Origin of the sequence: Natrialba hulunbeirensis JCM 10989 (genome assembly GCF_000337575.1) — an archaeon.
Taxonomy (GTDB): domain Archaea; phylum Halobacteriota; class Halobacteria; order Halobacteriales; family Natrialbaceae; genus Natrialba; species Natrialba hulunbeirensis.
Genome location: NZ_AOIM01000014.1, coordinates 213,657 through 232,769, shown reverse-complemented (window position 1 = coordinate 232,769; position 19,113 = coordinate 213,657). Strand labels below are relative to the sequence as shown.

Annotated in this window: 20 protein-coding genes; 12 read left to right on the top strand and 8 right to left on the bottom strand. The window is 64.0% G+C overall.

Annotated features, from left to right (window positions below; genetic code table 11):
- The first annotated feature begins 107 nt into the window (after window positions 1-107).
- The 3 genes from C483_RS05865 to C483_RS05855 all read left to right on the top strand — a co-directional run bounded on the left by C483_RS05865 (window position 108) and on the right by C483_RS05855 (window position 1,737).
- The gene (locus C483_RS05865; RefSeq protein ID WP_006652438.1) at window positions 108-389 is read left to right on the top strand and encodes a 4a-hydroxytetrahydrobiopterin dehydratase; all 282 of its coding nucleotides are present in this window, start codon (window positions 108-110) and stop codon (window positions 387-389) included.
- A gap of 224 nt (window positions 390-613) precedes the next feature.
- Window positions 614-1,000 (top strand): LWR-salt protein, encoded by a 387-nt coding sequence (gene lwrS, locus C483_RS05860; RefSeq protein ID WP_006652437.1) that lies wholly within the window; start codon window positions 614-616, stop codon window positions 998-1,000.
- An 86-nt stretch (window positions 1,001-1,086) separates the two neighbouring features.
- The gene (locus C483_RS05855; RefSeq protein ID WP_006652436.1) at window positions 1,087-1,737 is read left to right on the top strand and encodes an HAD family hydrolase; all 651 of its coding nucleotides are present in this window, start codon (window positions 1,087-1,089) and stop codon (window positions 1,735-1,737) included.
- Between the two features lie 63 nt (window positions 1,738-1,800).
- Here C483_RS05855 and C483_RS05850 read toward each other — a convergent pair whose 3' ends face one another.
- The 3 genes from C483_RS05850 to C483_RS05840 form a co-directional block, all read right to left on the bottom strand.
- On the bottom strand, window positions 1,801-2,448 hold the full coding sequence (locus C483_RS05850; RefSeq protein ID WP_006652435.1) for a helix-turn-helix domain-containing protein: 648 nt from the start codon (window positions 2,446-2,448) through the stop codon (window positions 1,801-1,803).
- A 179-nt stretch (window positions 2,449-2,627) separates the two neighbouring features.
- Window positions 2,628-4,628 carry a molybdopterin biosynthesis protein gene (locus C483_RS05845; RefSeq protein ID WP_006652434.1) on the bottom strand — a complete coding sequence of 667 codons (2,001 nt, stop codon included), beginning with the start codon at window positions 4,626-4,628 and terminating at the stop codon, window positions 2,628-2,630.
- A gap of 39 nt (window positions 4,629-4,667) precedes the next feature.
- The gene (locus C483_RS05840; RefSeq protein ID WP_006652433.1) at window positions 4,668-6,008 is read right to left on the bottom strand and encodes a molybdopterin molybdotransferase MoeA; all 1,341 of its coding nucleotides are present in this window, start codon (window positions 6,006-6,008) and stop codon (window positions 4,668-4,670) included.
- A 136-nt stretch (window positions 6,009-6,144) separates the two neighbouring features.
- Between C483_RS05840 and C483_RS05835 the strand changes: the two genes are divergently transcribed.
- From C483_RS05835 to C483_RS05825, 3 genes are all read left to right on the top strand, one after another.
- A complete protein-coding gene (locus C483_RS05835) occupies window positions 6,145-6,666 on the top strand; it encodes an Hsp20/alpha crystallin family protein (protein WP_006652432.1) in 522 nt (173 codons plus the stop codon).
- A gap of 63 nt (window positions 6,667-6,729) precedes the next feature.
- A complete protein-coding gene (locus C483_RS05830; protein WP_049912453.1) occupies window positions 6,730-8,367 on the top strand; it encodes an ABC1 kinase family protein in 1,638 nt (545 codons plus the stop codon).
- A gap of 193 nt (window positions 8,368-8,560) precedes the next feature.
- Window positions 8,561-9,652 carry a hypothetical protein gene (locus C483_RS05825; RefSeq protein ID WP_006652430.1) on the top strand — a complete coding sequence of 364 codons (1,092 nt, stop codon included), beginning with the start codon at window positions 8,561-8,563 and terminating at the stop codon, window positions 9,650-9,652.
- Window positions 9,653-9,710: 58 nt separating this feature from the next.
- Here C483_RS05825 and C483_RS05820 read toward each other — a convergent pair whose 3' ends face one another.
- Window positions 9,711-11,048 carry a PQQ-binding-like beta-propeller repeat protein gene (locus C483_RS05820; protein WP_049912452.1) on the bottom strand — a complete coding sequence of 446 codons (1,338 nt, stop codon included), beginning with the start codon at window positions 11,046-11,048 and terminating at the stop codon, window positions 9,711-9,713.
- A 270-nt stretch (window positions 11,049-11,318) separates the two neighbouring features.
- Between C483_RS05820 and C483_RS05815 the strand changes: the two genes are divergently transcribed.
- Complete coding sequence (locus tag C483_RS05815) at window positions 11,319-11,672, top strand: DsrE family protein (protein WP_006652428.1); 354 nt, start codon at window positions 11,319-11,321, stop codon at window positions 11,670-11,672.
- Window positions 11,673-12,098: 426 nt separating this feature from the next.
- Here C483_RS05815 and C483_RS20795 read toward each other — a convergent pair whose 3' ends face one another.
- Window positions 12,099-12,539, bottom strand: a complete 441-nt coding sequence (locus tag C483_RS20795) for a hypothetical protein (protein ID WP_006652427.1) — start codon at window positions 12,537-12,539, stop codon at window positions 12,099-12,101.
- 196 nt (window positions 12,540-12,735) lie between these two features.
- Between C483_RS20795 and C483_RS05805 the strand changes: the two genes are divergently transcribed.
- Window positions 12,736-13,110 (top strand): translation initiation factor IF-5A, encoded by a 375-nt coding sequence (locus tag C483_RS05805; protein ID WP_006166895.1) that lies wholly within the window; start codon window positions 12,736-12,738, stop codon window positions 13,108-13,110.
- Window positions 13,111-13,114: 4 nt separating this feature from the next.
- A complete protein-coding gene (speB, locus tag C483_RS05800) occupies window positions 13,115-13,969 on the top strand; it encodes an agmatinase (protein WP_006652426.1) in 855 nt (284 codons plus the stop codon).
- 29 nt (window positions 13,970-13,998) lie between these two features.
- Here speB and C483_RS05795 read toward each other — a convergent pair whose 3' ends face one another.
- Window positions 13,999-14,910 (bottom strand): acetamidase/formamidase family protein, encoded by a 912-nt coding sequence (locus tag C483_RS05795; RefSeq protein ID WP_006652425.1) that lies wholly within the window; start codon window positions 14,908-14,910, stop codon window positions 13,999-14,001.
- Between the two features lie 323 nt (window positions 14,911-15,233).
- Here C483_RS05795 and C483_RS05790 point away from each other — a divergent pair, with 323 nt between their 5' ends.
- From C483_RS05790 to C483_RS05780, 3 genes are all read left to right on the top strand, one after another.
- Window positions 15,234-15,965: a class I SAM-dependent methyltransferase gene (locus C483_RS05790; protein ID WP_006652424.1), complete on the top strand. Its 732-nt coding sequence runs from the start codon at window positions 15,234-15,236 to the stop codon at window positions 15,963-15,965.
- Window positions 15,966-16,038: 73 nt separating this feature from the next.
- A complete protein-coding gene (locus C483_RS05785; protein ID WP_006652423.1) occupies window positions 16,039-16,812 on the top strand; it encodes a Nif3-like dinuclear metal center hexameric protein in 774 nt (257 codons plus the stop codon).
- 78 nt (window positions 16,813-16,890) lie between these two features.
- A complete protein-coding gene (locus C483_RS05780) occupies window positions 16,891-17,382 on the top strand; it encodes a TspO/MBR family protein (protein ID WP_006652422.1) in 492 nt (163 codons plus the stop codon).
- A 63-nt stretch (window positions 17,383-17,445) separates the two neighbouring features.
- Here C483_RS05780 and C483_RS05775 read toward each other — a convergent pair whose 3' ends face one another.
- On the bottom strand, window positions 17,446-17,838 hold the full coding sequence (locus C483_RS05775) for a pyridoxamine 5'-phosphate oxidase family protein (protein ID WP_049912464.1): 393 nt from the start codon (window positions 17,836-17,838) through the stop codon (window positions 17,446-17,448).
- Window positions 17,839-17,926: 88 nt separating this feature from the next.
- Window positions 17,927-18,646 carry a glycosyltransferase gene (locus tag C483_RS05770; protein WP_006652420.1) on the bottom strand — a complete coding sequence of 240 codons (720 nt, stop codon included), beginning with the start codon at window positions 18,644-18,646 and terminating at the stop codon, window positions 17,927-17,929.
- Between the last annotated feature and the right edge of the window lie 467 nt (window positions 18,647-19,113).

The following is a 19,113-nucleotide window of genomic DNA, read 5'->3' as shown; positions in this document are numbered from 1 at the left end:
GGACTCTCTCACGGGTGAGTTGACCGAAAGCACGCAGTGAGTGCCGAATGTGTCACGCAACCCGATATGGCACAATCATTATTGGAGTGGCCTTCGTTCGGAGGAGTATGGCTGATCTCTTGGCAGACGACGAAATCGAGGCACAGCTTCCGGACGAGTGGGACCGGGACGGCGACGAGATCGTTCGCGTCTACGAGTTCGACGACTACCTCCGTGGCGTCAACTTCGCGCAGATGGTCGGCGAGATCGCCGAATCGCAGTTCCACCACCCGGAGATCACGATCCGGTACTCGGAAGTCGAGATCCGGCTGACCTCCCACGAGGAAGGCGGCATTACGGATGCGGATACGGAGATGGCGGAGTTGATCGAGTCCGAGCATAACGCATAGTATATTCCGCGAACTGGGTACCCTACATCGCGTACCACGAAGCACGCATCGCGTACTGCGTATCACACCGCTCCGCAGTTCTTCGACCCTGCCTCGTGAGTGGCCTCACTATGTACTATTCGCCGACTCGTCTGTGCAGTCGTCAGCCGCGACCGCCACTGACACCAGCACCCGTGAGTTGCCACCTCCATCATTGAGTAGCTGGAACGCATCAGAAACGCACGATGCACGGACAGTACGTCTTCAGGGTTCGTGTCCGGCTCCAGCCTGCCCAACCCGGCATCTCGCTCGAGTCCGGAACGGAGACGACCACCGTTACCGTCACCCGCGAGGCACCGGAGCCAGGAACCGGCGGCTGGCGGTTCTTCCGCGAGACGCTCTGGCGCGGCGAAGTCGCAGACGACGCCCATGCACGCCGACTCGCCGAGGACTGGCTCGACCTTCCCGTCGAGGACGTCTCGTTCAGCGAACTGCAAGCCGATGAGATGTACGTGGACGCCCTCAAGGAGGAAATCGCAGACGACCTGGCAGCGTTCAAGGCCGACACCGTCTCCGAGGTGCTCTCGAAGTATCTCGGCTCGAGTATCCGCGTCGAAAGCGGCACGAACTGAGTGCTGTCCCGGCCGCGAACACCACCCGTGAATTGGTCAACAAATCGGTACACATTTACTCACGAAAACCGTACGTCTGTGTCCCGATGGCCACCCAGACCGTGTACGATGGCGACGAGTACGACTTCTGGCTGCTCGACCTCGACGGCACCCTCGTCGACGTTGAGTGGTCCTACACCCGTGGCGTCTTCGACCGCGTCGGCGACCGCCTCGGCCGCGAGTTCACCGATCAGGAAGCCGACATCCTCTGGAACGGCCTGACCGGCTCGCGCGACCGACAGCTACTCGAGTGGGACATTGATCCGCGGGAGTTCTGGGACGCGTTCCACGCCGAAGAAGACCCGCAGGTGCGGGCCGAGCAGACGTATTTACACGAGGACGCGGCGTTCGTCGCCGAACTCGACACACCGGTTGGGCTGGTCACGCACTGTCAGGAGTTTCTCTGCGAGCCGGTGCTCGACCACGTCGGCATCGGTGACTGGTTCGACGCACGGCTGTGCTGTACGGAGCAGACGGGCTGGAAGCCGGATCCACAGCCGGTCCAGCAGGTGATGGACGAGCTTGGTGTGTCAGGAAACGGCCACCGCGGCGTGCTCGCGGGCGACGGCGCGAACGACGTGGGTGCGGCCTGGAACGCTGGCCTCGATGCGATCCACGTCGAGCGCGTCGGCCACGACCGCCGCGGACAGTGTGTCCTCGGAGATCATCGCGTCGAGACGTTCGACGAACTCTTTTGAGCTAGCTGCGGCCTGCTCGTTGCCACCTGGCACTTGGCACTTGCCACGACGAGTAGTGCCCGCTCAGGACTGCTCGACGTGCTGTAATTCCTCGTTGACCAGCGTCTCGTACGCCCGTCGGAACCGCTCGGAGAGCGCCTGGTGGGAAATCCCCAGTTCGGCCGCCAGTTCCTCCATCGAGATACTCCGCGGAATCTCGAAGTAACCGTACTCGAGTGCGGCCTCGAGCGCCTCCTGCTGTTCGGGAGTGAGGCGGGTCTCGCCGCCACTTGACTGAGCGATATCGGTAATCCGCCGCAGGTCGACGTTGGTTCCCGACTCTGTCAGGCGGTCGTAGGCGTCGGTTAACGTTTCGCGGTCACGGTATCGGACTCTGGCTTGCCACCAGCCGTCGGTCCCCCACATCTCGAGCAGCGAGCCGCCGTCGACTAGCAGCGTCTCACAGAGCTCGTCGGTGCCCGCACCGTCGACGAACTCGACGTCGAACAGCAGTCTCGAATCCGACTCCACGAGCAGGTCGTACTCGAGTACGACGGGATCGGTGTCGAACGCGTCCGCGGCCTGCTCGCGGTCGACGTTTGCGACCCAGAGACAGGGTCTGGTTTTCGAGACCGACGACTCGAGTTCGAAGGTGATCTCGGGGGTGTGTTCGAACGCGGTTACGAGGGTGTTTTCGGTGGCCGGAAGCCGAAGCTCGGCTATCGTCGACATCACGCTACGTACACCGGCATCACCTAAAAATAGCTGTTCACGGCGGGCTGACTGTCTTCTGTTCGGATATACCGTCTGCGGGCAGTTCGTGGCTCCGGGTCCAGGTCCGTGTTCGTCCGACTTGTGGTCGCCCCAGTCAATGCTACGCTGGCTTCTGGGCGCTCACCGCCCACCGTCGCTCACAGCGACAGTCCCACGTCACTCACAACATCCTCCGCGAGCACGGACTCGAGTTCCCGCACGCTCGCTTTCTCCACGCGGTCCGGATTCGCGAGCACGCGCACGGTCTGGGCGCCGAGTGAGACGTACTCGAGTGAGAGTCGCTCCGCAGTGTCGCGCAGGCCGAGTGCGGCGTCGGCATCGCCTGCGATGACTCGTCTGGCGGGGCTCTCGTGGGCGCGCAGGCCGACGTCGAAGCCGTCGATTTGGGTTGCGAGGTCGTGCTGGTCGTCTCCCCGCTCTGCCGCGAGGTCGGCGAGTGCTCGCTCGATGCTCGTACGGAGACCGGAGTCCGACGTTCGGTTGACGAACTGTAGGTCTCGGTCGACCAGGTCGTCGAGGTCGTCGATCTCGTCGGGGTTGCCTGCGCGGACGATGAGCCCCCAGTCGCGCTCCCAGCTGCCGAGTTCGGTCGCCTCGAGTTCGAGTTCGTGTTCACGCCCGCGCGGCCCGGCGACGACGGCTACGTCCGGGATTCCCTCCCGGAGTCGCCGGAGACCAGGCCGGGAGCCGACCGAGAGATACCGGGGGTTGTCGAGGCGGTCGAGTACACGGTTGAGGGTCGGATCGTCTTCGCCGACGCCGAGCAGCGTGGGCGGGCGAACGTCGGGGGAGAAGAGTTGGACGTCGACGGATTCGCCGCGCTCGAGGTAGTCCGTTTCGGGGCCGACCTCGACGACGCCGTCGGCTTCGGCGAGGCTGGTTGTCGCGCCGCTGCCCTTGTCGACGGGGTAGACGAGGGTGTCACCGGCACTGACACCGACACCGGCATCGACACCAGAATCAGCACCGCCGCCGTTACTGTCGCTGTTACTGTTACCGTCCCCATCGGTGACGAGCCCCACCGGCATCAGCCGGAGTCGGCCCTCGCCGTAGCGCTCATCGCGAGCCATGCGGCCCGTAACGGTCGCCGATTCGGGCTCGGGAAGCCCAGCAGCCTCCCGGATCGCCGGCGCGACGAACGTCCGGAAGACCATCATCGCCGAGACGGGGTAGCCCGGTAGCCCGACGTACGCGGAGGAGTCCAGTCGGCCGACGAGCATCGGCTTCCCCGGTTTGACGCTCACGCCGTGGAGCAGCAGTTCGCCCTGTTCTTCGATGACGCGATAGATCACGTCGACCGCGCTCGCGCTGGTCGACCCCGAGGAAAGCACGAGGTCACACTCCGCCGCAGCCTCGCGGAGAATCCGCTCCATCTCGTCCTGTTCGTCGCCCGCGTGGGGGTAGAGAATCGCCTCACCGCCTGCATCTTCGACGCCGGCCGCGATCGTGTAGCTGTTCACGTCGTAGATCTCGCCGCGGGCGCTCTCGAGTTCCCCGCCGGGTCGCACCAGTTCGTCACCCGTGGAGACGATGCCGACGCGCGGTTTGCGCCGGACGGGTACCTCGTCGATCCCGAGGGCAGAGAGGAGGCCGATGTCCCGCGGTGTGATGCGGGTTCCGGGCCCGAGTGCGCGCTCGCCGGCGGCGACGTCCGCGCCGGCGAACATGACGTTGTCGCCGGGGGCGACGGATGTGCGGACCAGTACTGTCCCCTTGTCACCGTTTTCACCGCTCTCGTCAGTTCCGCCATCGACTTCGTCACCGACGTCCGTCCGCTCCACCGGCACCATCGCATCCGCGCCAGCCGGCATCACCGCACCCGTCGAAATCTCGGCCGCCTGGCCGGACTCGAGTACAACCCCTGGCTTCTCGCCGGCGTGGACCGTGCCGACCACGTTGAGTTCGGCGGGATCGGCCTCGTCCGCGCCAAACGTATCTCGTGCGGTGAGCGCGTAGCCGTCCAGACTGGCCCGGTCGAAGCCGGGCACGTCGAGTTCGGCGTCGAGCCGTGCGACGAGGACGCGGCCGCGGGCCTCCTCGAGTGGCACGCGTTCGACGCCGCCCTCGATCGACAGCGAGTCGATCGCCTCGCGGGCCGCCGCGGGGGAGGCGAGATCGCGAAATTCCTTGCGGTTCATACGGGCCCTTCGCAGGCGGACGGTAAAAACGTCAGTTGCTCATCGCCCGCCACAGCCGCCGGCGGACTCCCAGTTTTCCACGAGAACTGTCTCTCCCTCGGGAATGCCTTCCCGGTCGTCGTCGACGACGACCCAGCCGTCCGCGAGCGCGACACTCGAGAGGACCCCCGAGCCGCTGGCGCGGGTTGGCGTCGCGGCGTATGCTGGTCCGTCCGGTGTGTCATCGTTGTCGTCGTTGTCATCGTTGTGCGTCAGCTGTACGCGGGCAAACGTTCGCGTCCCTGGTTCGCTGGGGATCTTGCGTTCGAGTCGGGCCTGCGTCGTCGGGTGGGGCTCCGGCTCAGTCCCGGCGAGCCAGTGAAGTACCGGTCGGAGGAACTGCACGGCGTTGATGATACAGGCGACCGGGTAGCCCGGCAGTGCGAGGACGGGCGTCTCCTCGACGATGCCGAGACAGACCGGATGGCCGGGCTTGAGGCCGACTCCGTGGACGAGCACCTCACCGAGGTCGTCGATCACCTCGGGCAGCAGGTCGCGCTCGCCGACCGAGGAGCCCCCAGTCGTCACCACGACGTCTTTCGTCAGATCGCGCTGGATCGCGACGCGCAACGATTCGCGGTCGTCCGTGACGACGTCGCGGTAGGTCGCGCGCCCGCCCCAGCGTTCGACCAGCCGCGAGACGGTGAGCCCGTTGGTTTCGATGACCTCGCCCGGTTCCGGGTCGTGCTCGACGAGTTCCTCGCCGGTCGGGATGACGCCCACCGTCGGCCGCGTCGCGACTTCGACCTCGGTGCGACCAACTGAGCGCAACAGGCCGAGATCCGACGGCCGGAGTCGGTGACCCACATCGTAGAGGTGCTGTCCTGTGTCGACATCCTCGCCGACCGGTGCGACGTTCTCCCCCTCCGCGACGGCATCTGTGACCTCGAGTTCCCCCGTCGACTCGACCGTCTCGACGTGCTCGATCATCACGACCGCGTCGGCCCCTTCGGGGAGCGCGCTGCCAGTGTGGACCCGCGTCGCGGTTTCGGGTGTGACGGGTGCGTCCGTGACCAGTTCGCCGTCCTGGCCCTCGTTCGACCGCAGCACCGCCGGTGAGCGCTCGCTCGCCCCGAACGTATCCGCCGCGCGAACGGCGTAGCCGTCCATCGCTGCACGCTCGTAGTGTGGTACGTTCCGGTCAGCCGCAACTGGTGCTGCGAGGACGCGACCGTCGGCGGACTCGAGTGACACGGACTTCGTGCCGGTCGGTGGCTCCGTCCCCTCCGCCCCCTTCCCATGGCGGTCGTCGATCGCCTCCCTGAGTAACTGGCGCGCTTCGTCGACCGGTGTCCGAACCTTGAACCCGGCCTCGGTGCGCTCGCGGTCGGCTCCTTTCATACCCTGTAGCGGGTCGCGGGGCGTCAAAAGCGTAGGGGACGGACCGCCGCAGTGCGTGTGGGTTGGACGCGAAACCGCGACGCACGCGATGACCGCGACCGCGGGCTTTTTCGTATCGGCGTTCGAACCTGTATCTATGCCAGCGCTCCGCGACGCCCTGCGGGATCTCACCGAGGACGTCTTCTTCGATCTCCTCGAGAGCGACGAGTCGTACCTGCTCGTTCTCGACGTGCCGGGAATTACCGCCGATTCGCTCAACTGCGTCGTCGAGGACGGCCAGCTCGCGATCACAGCCCAGCGCGAGAAGGACACCCCTGATGGCTACCAGTATCTCGAGGAGAACCGATCACTGCTCGTTGACGTCGAACTGCCGCTGCCGAACGATGTCCAGACGACAGGGATCGAAACGGACGCCGTCGTCGAGCGCGGGGTACTCGAGATCACGCTGCCGAAGGCGACGAATGAGGAGACGTTGATCAACATCGTCGACGAAACCGGCGACAGTGATGGCGACTCCGGGGGTGGTTCGATGGCCGGTCACGACCACGACGACAGCAACAGTAACAGCGACGACGGCAACAACAGCGACACCGACACCAACACCGACACCGATCGCGACGACCACAACAACACTGCAGGTGCCGACGAACCGAGGTGACCGAGGCTGGGCTCTCTGCGTGCGTACAAACGATTCGTCCTCGTCGCCTGGCAGTTTCTTCCCTTGCTACTCGCGTATGCACGAGACCGCCGTCGCTTCCTCCTGTTCGGTCGTTCCCGATCCGTCGACGCCGAAACCCGTCGCCACCGCGCGTCGGTGCTACTCGAGTCGTTGCTGACGCTCGGGCCGACGTTCATCAAACTCGGCCAACTCCTCTCGACGCGTCCGGACGTGCTCCCGCCGGCGTACATCGACGTACTCGCCGCGTTGCAGGACGAGGTGCCGCCGGCCGAGTGGGACGAGGCAAGAGCCATCATCGAAGCGGATCTCGGCCCGATCGACGAGCAGTTCGAGTCGTTCGATACCGACGCGATCAGTGGTGCGAGTCTCGGGCAGGTCTACCGGGCACAGCTCCACTCCGAGGCAGTCGACGACCGCGAGGACGATGTCCGTGAGGTCGCGGTCAAGGTCCGCCGGCCGGAGATCGAATCACTGGTCGAGGCTGACCTGCGCGTTATCCGCTGGTCGCTCCCGTTGCTGCTCTTTTTCGTCGACGAATCGCGTGCGTTCTCACTCGAGAACCTCGCCGACGAGTTCGCGAAGACAATCCGCGAGGAGATGGACTACGAGCGCGAAGCGGAGATGCTCGAGACTATCCGCGCGAACTTCGCGGGCGACGACCGCTATCGCATCCCGACCGTCATCGAGAGTCACGCTGGACCACGGATTCTCACGATGGAGTACATTCCGGGGACGAAGATCAACGACGTGGAGGAACTCGAGTCGCGCGGGATCGACCGCAGCGAGGTCGCGGAGAACCTCCAGTGGGCCTACATGCAGATGATCATGGACGATGGTGTCTTCCACGCCGATCCCCACCCGGGGAATCTCGCTGTGACCGACGAAGGGCGGATCGTCTTCTACGACTTCGGCATGTCCGGCCGGGTCGACGACTTCGTTCAGGAGAAGATCATCGACTTCTACATCGCCGTCGCCAACCAGGACATCGACGGCATCCTCGACGCGCTGATCGAGGTGGGGACGCTCTCGCCCGACGCGGACCGCGGTGTGATGGCCGAGGTGATGGAAATCGCCATCCAGGACGCCCGCGGTGAGGACGTCGAACAGTACCGGATCAACCAGATCGTCGGGCAGATCGAGGACTCGATCTACGTCTTCCCGTTCCGACTGCCGAAGAACCTCGCACTCGTTCTGCGAGTCGCAACAGTGGTCGAGGGCGTCTGCGTCACGCTCGACGAGAATTTCGATTTCATCGAGACCGCGACGGCCTACCTGACCGAACAGGGCTACCGCGAGGAGACGGCGAGACAGTACGCTGCCGAGACGGCCCAGCAACTGCGCCACTCTGCCGAATCGCTGACCCGAATCACGCCGAAAGCAGAGCGGACGCTCGACCGACTCGACCGGGACGACCTCTACGTCCGTATCGGCGTCGAAGACCCCGACAACGTGTTCGCCAAACTCGCAAAACGGCTCATCTACGGCATGTTGCTCACCATGTCGCTGTTCTCGATGGGCGTTCTCTACGCGCTCAACGCCCCCTGGGCCGCAATCGTCGCGGCCGTCTTCTCGTTCTTCGTCGGGATTCAACTCTATCGAACGTTCCGCGAACCACGGTCGATTCGTGCTCGCCCGCAGTTTACCAGACAGAGCATGCGAAAGCGCCAGCGTGACGAGTAGCGTCGTCGTTCCACCATGCGGCTGTTGTCTTTCCGCCACGTGGCTCTAGTCCGTTCACCGCGTGACCGTGTTCTTCCTGCCGCGAGACCGCTGCTCCGCTGCCCGCCTCGTCAACTGGTCGTGATCGGCACTGCCGACGCCAGCGCGCGAGAATACCTCTAACGTTCTTTCCACTGGCCCTCGTAGGGGAGGTATGGAATCGGATCGAAACGTGGACTCCCCACCAGCCCCCTCGTTCGACTCGCTCGCCGACCTGCCGCTCACGATCGAGCGCGTCTCGACAGCGCGACTCTCGCGAGACACTTCGAGTGGGTTCACCCGCGTCACTACCGAAATCACACTCGCCGGGGAAGGCGTCGAGGGCATCGGCGAGGATGTCACCTACGAAACCGACGAGCACGACGAACTCGCCGCCTACGGCCTCCCCGACCTCACCGGCGAGTTCACACTCGAGTCCGTCTCGAATCGCCTCGCCGACCTCGACCTCTTCCCGACCGCACCCGACCGCGAGGTCTTCCGGAACTACCGCCGCTGGGGACTCGAAAGCGCCGCGCTCGACCTCGCGCTGCGCCAGTCCGAGACGACGCTGGCCGCCGAACTCGGCCGCGAGCGAGACCCCGTCCGCTTCGTCACCAGCACGCGCCTCGGCGAGCCACCGACGACGGAGCGACTCGAGTCCCTCCGCGAACAGGTGCCGGACGTCGAGTTCAAACTCGATCCGACGACCGACTGGGACCGCGACCTCGTCGCGCAACTCGACGAGCGCGTCGGCACGGAGACGATCCGCATCCTCGATCTCAAGGGACAGTACGAGGGGACCGACGTCGATGCGCCTGCCGATCCCGACCTGTACGAACTGGTACTCGAGTCCGTCCCCGACGCGATCATCGAGGACCCCGGCCTGACTGACGAAACAGAGCCGCTGTTCGAGGACGAGGCCGTCCGTGAGCGCGTCTCCTGGGATGCACCGATCGAGAGTCTGGCGGATGTCGAGGCGCTGCCCTGGGAACCCACCTGGCTGAACATCAAGCCGTCCCGATTCGGCTCGATCGCATCGGTACTCGAGACGATTGCCTACTGCGAGGAACGGGGCATTCGGCTGTACGGCGGCGGGCAGTTCGAACTCGGCGTCGGTCGCGGGCACATTCAGCTGCTGGCGTCGCTGTTCTACCCCGACACGCCGAACGATGTTGCGCCGGGGGCGTACAACGATCCCGACGTTGGCGAGGGGCTGCCGCCGAGTCCACTCGAGCCGCCGGCGGCGTCGGCAGGGTTCCGGTGGTGAGCCGTACGGTTGACACGCACCGGGAAATTCGATGCCGGGGACCAGGGAGTAGGGGTGACTACCGGAGACAGCGCCCGAACAGTTCGGTCTCGCACGTCGTAAGCCCGTACAGGGTGCTGCTGGTGTTCGCGTAGAGCCAGTCGTCTGCGACGGCGACCGAGTTCCTGAGTGGGTCCTCGGTGTCGTAGCGCGTGTGGACCGAGCCGGTCTCGCGGTCGACAACGACGACGAGGTTGCGATTATTGACGTAGATTCGATCGCCGACGACTGCTGGGATACCCGTTCTGGCCGAGGTAGGTTCGGCCTCTCTGAGTTCCTCTGGATCGACGTTCGGCGGGGCCAGCTGTCGGTTCGCGTCCAGCCAGCGCCGCTCGCCCGTCGCCGTGTCTCGGGCGAGGAGCCGAAAGCCGGCGGCATAGTACACCGTGTCCTCAGTTGCGGCCAACTGTCGGGGGATCCACCCGCCGCCATCGTCGTCGTCGACTTCCCACAGGACCTCACCGGTTGTCGCATCGAGTGCTGCCGCGCCGTAGGTCTCCTCGTCGGCGGCGCTTGCGCAGGTAACGAAGACGGTGCCGTCGACGACAGTCGGCGCACTGTCTGCCGAGACCGACTCGCTCCACAGTTCGGTGCCGTCGGCTGCGTCGAGCGCTTTAACGCCCTCCTCGAACTCCGTGAGATAGACGACGTCATCGACAGCGACAGCCGAGTAGACACCCGTTCCGTCCCACGTCGTAAACTCGTGGCGCCAGCGTTCGGAGCCATCCTCGAGGTCGACGGCGTAGAACAGCGCCACTGATTCACCACTGACGAGTTGACGATAGTGGCCGACGTAGACCGTGTCGTCGTCGATCGCAGGCGAAATGGGTTGGTGACTGAGCTGTCCGTCGCTGACGTTGTCGAAACACCACTGTGTCCCCTCGTTCTCGCCCGCCCCGACCGCACAGAGACCGTTGGACGTCTGTATCAGGATCAGCGACCCGTCATCGGCGAGCGTGAGCGAATCTGCGTGGTGGTACGTCTGCTGGCTCTCTCGCGTCGTCGTTACAGTCGTGGTCCACTGACTGTCGCCGGTTCCAGGGTCGAGTGCTTCGATCACGATGGTTCGCTCTCCCTCCATGAGCGATGGTGGGCCGTCTGTGTAACCCACGTAGAGCGAGCCGTCCGCGAGCAGTGGCGACGTACTCGATCCGCCATACGACGGGAGCGAGCGCGTCCATCGGGCCGTTAGTGGTGACTCAGGGCCGTCGATATCGCCGGGGTGAACACCGGTTCGTGTGCGGCCATATCCGCGCTGGGGCCACGACCCGGTCACCGACGGCTCCCGTCGAACGGCGCTACAGCCGGCAAGAACGGCGCTCCCGCAGGCTGCGAGCACTGCACGTCTGGAGGGCATGTCGATAGTTTCGGTCCAATTTGTTAGGATAAATATTTTGTGTGATTGGTTCCTCTTCAGCGCTAACTGTCACTTACGCGGGTTTAGACCGCCAAAAGCGGCACTTGTTGGCTGCCATTGGAAACTGTCGTCTCCCGAGTCGGTTGCGTACCGTCTTGGAAGAGGTTCGACTTAGACTAATTCTGCACACACGAGTTGGTTACCTATGCCGGTGTCTGTCGTACAATAATCAACAATACTCATCCCGCCAGACTCGTTCCATCTATTCGCATGGCACGCGCAGCAATCATCGTTCTTGCGGGTACAGAGGGTCCAAGCAACCTCGGTCGCGTCGTCAACGCGATGGAGGCCACTCGAGAGTTCCAGGAAGCCGACGACGACGTCAAACTGATCTTCGACGGCGCAGGCACCCAGTGGATCGGCGAACTGACCGACGAAGATCACACGTACCACAGCCTGTACCAGCAGGTCACCGACGTCGTCTCCGTCTGTGACTACTGCGTCAGCGCCTACGACGTTGACGAGGCGGTCGACCAGTCCGATGCCGGCCGCGTCGACGAGTTCGACGGCCATCCGAGCATCCGCTCGCTCGTCGACGACGGCTACGAAGTCATCACGTTCTGAACAGCACGACAGTCGGCCGATTACCGGGGATTGTATCGGGAAACTCAGCACGGCTCCCACAGAACCGACGGCACATCCTCCCCACCAGCACCGTCTCCACCAGTACCGGCTTCGAGTTCCCGTTGCAACTCGTGGACACCATATCGCGACTCCGAACACAACTGCTCGGCACACGTCGGCGGCACCACGATACGGCGACACTCTCCCGACACGAGTAGACCATCCGGCCCGAACGTCACCTCGAACTCGTAGTAGCGGACGCGTACGTCTCGCTCGCTCTCGTCGAACGCACACTCACTCTCCTCGAGTACCGGATGAACTGTCTCGAGTGCAGCCGCGACGTACTCGAGTACAAGACCCAGCCCAGGGGTGTCGGCCGTCCCGAGCTCGATGCGGATGACTGGGACGATGGGGGTGGTCGTTTCTTCAGCAGGACCAGGGGGGGTCGTCGACGCGCTCGAGTTGGCGAACGGTCGGCGGCGTCTCGAGGTGTGAGCCGGTGCCAGGACCGAGCGCTGTGGCGAGGTGGTCGTCGAGGTCGGTAGCCAGCGACGAGAGTGGTGGGGACTCCTGGGTTCGGTGGTAGCGTTGCCAGAGCCAGCGTGTGATCCCGGAGACGATGGCGACGGCGGCAACGACGGCGACAAGAGTAATGACAGATGCCGCCACTGCAAGCGTGGTCGACGGCGTGGCCCCCACTGGTGATAGGTCCCCAGGAAGGTGAACTGTCCCCTGCCACGGGGACTGGAACTGGAACTGGAACTGGAACTGAAACTGCCATTGCCACTCGGCAACGAACTCGAGTGCAAGTCCCAGTCCGAGTGCGTGTCCCAACTGAGAGACAACACCGCCGGTGGCCCCGGTCATTGGGTCGTTGTTCGCGTGTTCGCTCCGAGATAGTTTCGCTTCTGACAGCCGGTTTGTTAGTGTGTTCCGGCCCGATTCACCACGCCAAAACTACTGATATCTGGTGGGAGAGTCGATTTCCGTGCCGTATTGGGGTATCGGCTATCGGAGCCGCCATTCCAAACGGTTTATGGCCATCGGTTGATTACCCCGGGACATGGCGAAACAGCAGCAAGAAGTTCGCGATCTCCAGGAAGGTAGCTACGTAGTTATCGACGACGCAGCCTGCAAGATCAACTCCTACTCGACGGCAAAGCCGGGGAAACACGGCAGCGCCAAGGCCCGAATCGAGGCCGTTGGCGTCTTCGACGGCAAGAAGCGCTCGCTTTCCCAGCCAGTCGACGCGAAGATCTGGGTCCCGATCATCGAGCGCAAACAGGGTCAGGTCGTCTCCGTCGACGGCAGCGACATGCAGGTCATGGACCTGGAAACGTACGAGACCATCACGATGCGCATGCCCGAGGACGTCGACGCCTCCCCCGACGAGAACATCGAGTACCTCGAGATGGAAGACCAGCGGAAGATTATATAAGTTGATGTTTCCCGGGGCGACCGACGAACACGAGGCAGCCGACACGGCGGACACATCCGCCCGTGCGGACGCGAACTTCGTGGTCGTCGGCGCGCCCCTGGACGTGTCGACGACCTTTCAGCCGGGGACCCGATTCGGTCCACGGCAACTGCGGACGTTTGCAGAGCCGTTCGACGACTACGACCATCGAACGGACCAGTATTTTTCGGAACTCGGCGTTCTCGACCACGGCGACGTTCGCGCGTGGGACGACGTACCGGCGTATCTCGAGTGGCTCGAGGGAACCCTGCGCGATATCGTCTGGGACGACGCCGTCCCGCTCACGCTCGGCGGCGAGCACACGGTCTCGCTGGCCGGCGCTCGGGCCGTCGAACCCGAGGTCGTCGTCTCACTCGACGCCCATCTGGATCTCAGAGCAGACTACGACGGCAACCCGCTCTCACACGCGAGCGTCATGCGCCGGATTCTCGACGACGTCGACTCGGTCGAGGAACTGGTCGTCCTCGGTGCCCGCGCCGGCAGCGAAGCCGAGTGGGAGCGAGCCGCAGAAGACGACGTGACCGTCGTTTCACCAGCGGACGTCACTGACTGGAACGCAACAGCGTGGGTCGACGACCGAGAGGCCTACCTCAGCGTCGACATCGACGCCGCAGATCCCGGCTACGCGCCCGGCACGGGTACTACGGAGCCGTTCGGTCTCGAACCGCGCGAGTTGCGCGACGTGGTTCGTGCGGTCGCACCGCAGGCAACCGGCTTCGATGTCGTCGAGGTCAACGACCGCGACGACGGCCAGGCGGCCTCGCTCGGCGCGAAGCTACTGCGCGAGTTTGTCTACGAGCACGCAGCCGGGCGGCTGTAGCAGACCACAGTTCTCCGATGCCCGGCTGCTCAGAACGGTGACGACAGATACTCCTTCGGAATCGAATTTCGAACCGTCACCAGCGGGTCCACGACCTGACTGATCTCCAGCCCACCGACCAGACTCGAGAACAGGTAGGCGTCGGTCGTACTGATGTCGTGCTCCGCGGACAGCAGTTCGATCGCATCTCGGTTAGCCAGCTCGCAGGCTTCCTCGAGTGTCTCTGCGTTGGCCAGCGGCTTCCAGGCGTCGGGTGTTTCGATCAGCGGGCGCTCGAGTTCCGTCTCGGGCTCGTTTAGCACCTCGACGGTGATGTCGATGTCCGTCCCGATCTCCGCGCCGGTGCCACACATCTCGCCATCGGCCATCGCGGCCTTACAGTCGCCCATCGCGAGCATGGCACCCTCCTGAAAGACGGGGAGATACACCGTGTTCCCGGCGGCGAGATCCGTCGTGTCGAGGTTACCACCGTGGTTGTGCGGGACGAGCGTCGTATGCGATTCCGACTCGGTCGCGACGCCAATAGTGCCGATGAGCGGGTCGACCGGGATGTCGGCGTCGATGCCCTCGAACGAGAGCGTGCCGTCCTCGATGGGAGTCATCCGCGTTTTCGGTGCCTCGATCCCATCGTGGCCGGCGAGTAGGCCAAAGCCCTCGATCGAGATGACGCGGCCGTGTTCCTCCGTGAGCCGGATATCTTCGATGTCGACGCGGAGGACGTCGCCTGGTTCGGCTCCCGCGACTTCGATGGGTCCCGTTGCGGCGTTGACCTCGTCTGGGACGGCTTCGATCACGTCCGCATCGGATTGCACCGCGCCATCCAGGCTGTCTCTGGTGTCGATCGTCAGCTTCTCGCCCGACTCCACCGTTGCGATCGGCTCCAGCTCCGGCGTGAACTCGTAGATTGCGCCCTCCTCGTGGCTGATCGTTCGTCGCGACATGAGTATGTCGTCGATACGAATGGGCGGGTTGTAAATCGCCCTCTCGCGGAAATTCGTGCTTCAGAAGACAGGGATGTCGTTGCGGTCTTAGCGTGCGAGTGCAGGACCACAGGTATATGTATCACGCGGGTGGAGGCTATGCGCGGACTGTTTGCGACGCGATTGCGGCGATAGGTGCGGTACGGTCGCGGCGGTGACTGCAATACGGTTGCGGACACGATCGCGAAATCGGCCCATCGGAGTCGGACACTGAGACGGGCACGCGTGAGTGTGGTCCGACCAACGATGCGACCGCGAACGCGGAGATACAAACCCGATCCACCATGAACGTAACCGACGTCCACGACCGCTGGGAATCGCTCTCGGGAGCCTACTCCCCCGAGTACTACGCCTACTACGGCCCAAACGCGACGAGTAAAGCCCTTCGACAGACGCTGTCCGAACTCGTCGACCCGGACGCGTCCGTCCTCGAACTCGGCTGTAGTTCGGGTCGCCACCTCGCACACCTCCACGAACACGGCTACGAGAACCTCGCCGGTATCGACATCAACGAAGCCGCCTTCGAAGTGATGGCTCAGAACTCACCCGACCTGTTCGAGGCGGGCACCTTCTACTGCTGCTCGATCGAACACCTCGTCGACTCCCTCCCGACGAATCGCTTCGATGTCGTCTACTCGGTCGAGACGATTCAACACGTTCACCCCGACAACGACTGGGTGTTCGACGACCTCGCGCGCATCGCAAGCACTGCGGTTCTCACAGCAGAGAACGAGGGCACTACTCCGAACGGAGAGTCTGGGTCCGATTCGGCCACGGAAGCAGCGTCAAGTTCAGGTTCGGGTTCGGGTTCGAGTTCAGCCACCGGTTCGGGTTCAGGTTCTGACTCTGAGCCTGGGCCGAGTTCCCCGCTGCGCGAGGTTCGCGAAGTCGACGGGCTCCCGCTATACATCCGAGATTGGGAGCAGGTGTTCACCGACCGCGGTCTCCAGCCGGTCGACTGTACCGATACCGAAATCGAGCGCCACACTGTGCGTGCGTTCGACTGTCGGTCGTAGTCGGTTCCACTCACGGGATAGCCAGAGACCGCAAGGATACAAGCCCGCCGCGGAATAACGGACGCGTATGAGCATGGAACTCGCCGCGTTCGTCGACCGACTCGACGAGGCGCTCGACACCGCAGCGTACGCCGACCTCGACGCCAGCGCGAACGGCCTACAGGTCGGCCCGGACGAGGGAACCGTCGAACACGTCGCGTTCGCCGTCGACGGCGTCCAGAAGACGTTTGAGCAGGCGATCGAGGCCGACGCGGACGTGCTAGTCACCCACCACGGCATCTCCTGGGGCGGCTTCGACCGCGTCACGGGGCGCACCTACGATCGCCTCCAACCGCTGATCGAGAACGACCTCGCGCTGTATGTCTCACACCTCCCACTCGACGGCCACCAGGAACTCGGCAACGCCGCCGGTGTCGCCGACGTACTCGACCTCGAGAACCGCCAGCCGTTCGGCGAACTCGGCCCCGAGTACATCGGCCAGCGCGGCCGTGCTACCGACTCGTATACGCCTGCCGAGCTGCGCGAACAACTCGAGTCCAATCTCGAGACGGGCGGCCAGCCAGTGCAGGTACTCGAGTTCGGCCCGGACGAGATCGAGGAGATAGGGATCATCACGGGAAGCGGCACGGACTGGCTCGACGAGGCGGTCGAGGCGGGTGTGGATGCGCTCGTGACGGGTGAAGGGAAACAGAAGGCCTACCACGAGGCCCGGGAGGCGGGCATTCACGTCGTGCTGGCGGGCCACTACGCGACGGAGACGTTTGGCGTTCGAGCGGTCCAGGAACGCGTCGAGTCGTGGGACGACGACCTCGAGACGAGCTATTTCGAGGTTCCGACCGGGCTATAGGCTGGAACTGACTGACTGACCGACTGGCAAACTGGCTTGACCCCTGAGTACTATTTCACTCGCCGGTGGACGGTCCGTATGGAGGTTGTACGCGAACTCCCGCCGCGACCGTCTGCGCGCGAGGCTGCAGTCGCGGTCGGTATGATCGTCGGCGTCAACGTAATCGGTTCGTCGCCGTCGCTGTTCATCGGCTCGGATACGAGCTGGTTTTCCGAGCCGTGGTTCTTTCCACCGGGAATCGTTTTCGGAGTCGCGTGGACGACGCTGTTCACGCTGATGGGACTCGCGCTGTACCTCGTCTGGCGACACGGAACCTCCCGGCGGGATGTTCGCCTTGCAATTGCGATCTTCGCGGTGCAACTCGTCGTGAACGTCTCGTGGACGCCCGCGTTCTTCGGCCTGCAGCGGGCGGATCTCGGCTTGCTCGTCATCGGGGTGCTCTGGGTCGCCGTCGCCGCGACCATCTGGGCGTTTGCCCGCGTCGACCGACTGGCGGCGGCGTTGCTGGCTCCCTACCTCGCCTGGGTCTCGTTCGCCGCCGTGCTCAACTATACGATTTACGCCGGGTAAGCACCGACACGCGAGCGCGCCGAGAACAGCCACGTGATAGCCACAGTTGGTCACACAATACCTTCAGTAGGTCTGTGCCGTCGCCGACCCCACGTCGATCCGCACCAGCGTGTTGTCCGCGTAGGCGTCTGCAGGCGCGTCGTACTTCGCATGAATTCGCCGGCGAGCGTCCTCGTTCGCTTCCTCGTCCTCGACAACCGTCGCCGTCCCGAGCAGGCTCACCATCCACTGCGTCTGCCCACCCTCGTCGGCCTGTATCGAAAGAGCAACCTGCGGGTTCTCCCTGATGTTCGCCAGTTTCTTGCCGCTCGTCACGATCTCGACGGTCTCGTCCGACTCGTCGTAGGTGTACCAGACCGGCGCGACGTGTGGCCGCTCGTCGACACAGGTTCCGAGGTGTGCCATGAGCGGTTCGCTCTCGAGTAGCTCGGCGGCCTCGGTTGAGACAGTAGACACGATTCGTTCACCCACGAGAGCGGACAAAAGTGGTGTCCCGGCGGAGTCATGCCTGTCTGTCCGTACCGGAACCGGATTCGCGACAGACTCAGGCCCGCGAGGACCGGAGTCGGCCGACATCCAGTCGCAGATAGTGCCACAGCGTTCCCGTCAACCCGTCCGCGGCGATCCGGCGACCCGAACTCGCGACGAGTACGTCGGGATGGTAGGCCGTCGGATACTGGCGGCCGAGCCGGCGGCTGAACGCCGTATCCTCGTTCGGTACGTCCGGGAAGCCACCTACCTCGCCGAACGCCCGATGGTGTACGACGCAGTTGAACCCCGGCAACACCGGGGACGCAAGTCGCGGGAAAAGCTCGTTGATCGTCGCCTCCATCACCTTCGCGCGCAGGGGTCCAGTCATCCGACAGCGCGAACTCGCGGCGGCGAGCCCCTCACGTTCGACGAACCCCAGCATCTCGGTGAGGTAGTCTGCCCGCACCCGCGTGTCTGCATCGATGAACGCGAGCCACTCGCCGTCGGCGCGGCTGGCACCGAGGTTGCGAGCGACGGCGATACTCGAGCCGTCCTCCTCGAGGACCGTCGCGCCGTACTCGCGGGCAATCGCTCGCGTGCCGTCAGTCGACGCGCCGTCGACGACGATCACCTCGTACTCGTAGGCGGTGTCGAGCGCGGTGATACTCGAGAGCGCGCCGCGCAGATACGCCGCCTCGTTTCGCGCGGGGATGACGATGCTCACGTCGATGGGTGGTGGGTCTGCTGTCGACGGAGATTTCTCAGTTACCGACCGGGTCGTACTCGCGGACATCCTTCTTGTCGTACTCGCTCACCCGCGGGTTGCTTAGTCGTAGTGGTGGTGTACGCCCTGCGTAACCGCAGCGCCCCCAGACCTCCCCCGATAGTCGCCAGTTCGCATACTCACGGCAACATGCCGTATCTATCATGAACATTTATAATGATGGACCATTATGGATTGTGTACAGACAATGTCGGTCGTACACGTACACCTCGGAGCGTAGTTACGCTCGCACTCCNGTATCTATCATGAACATTTATAATGATGGACCATTATGGATTGTGTACAGACAATGTCGGTCGTACACGTACACCTCGGAGCGTAGTTACGCTCGCACTCCACCCGACCTCGAACCGCCTCTTGTGATACCCTGCAGTCCGAACAGACCCGACCGACATGAGCACACGACACCGACCACAGACCCAGACGCGAACGCACGCACAGACACGAACACAGACAGACACCGCTACACGCTTCGG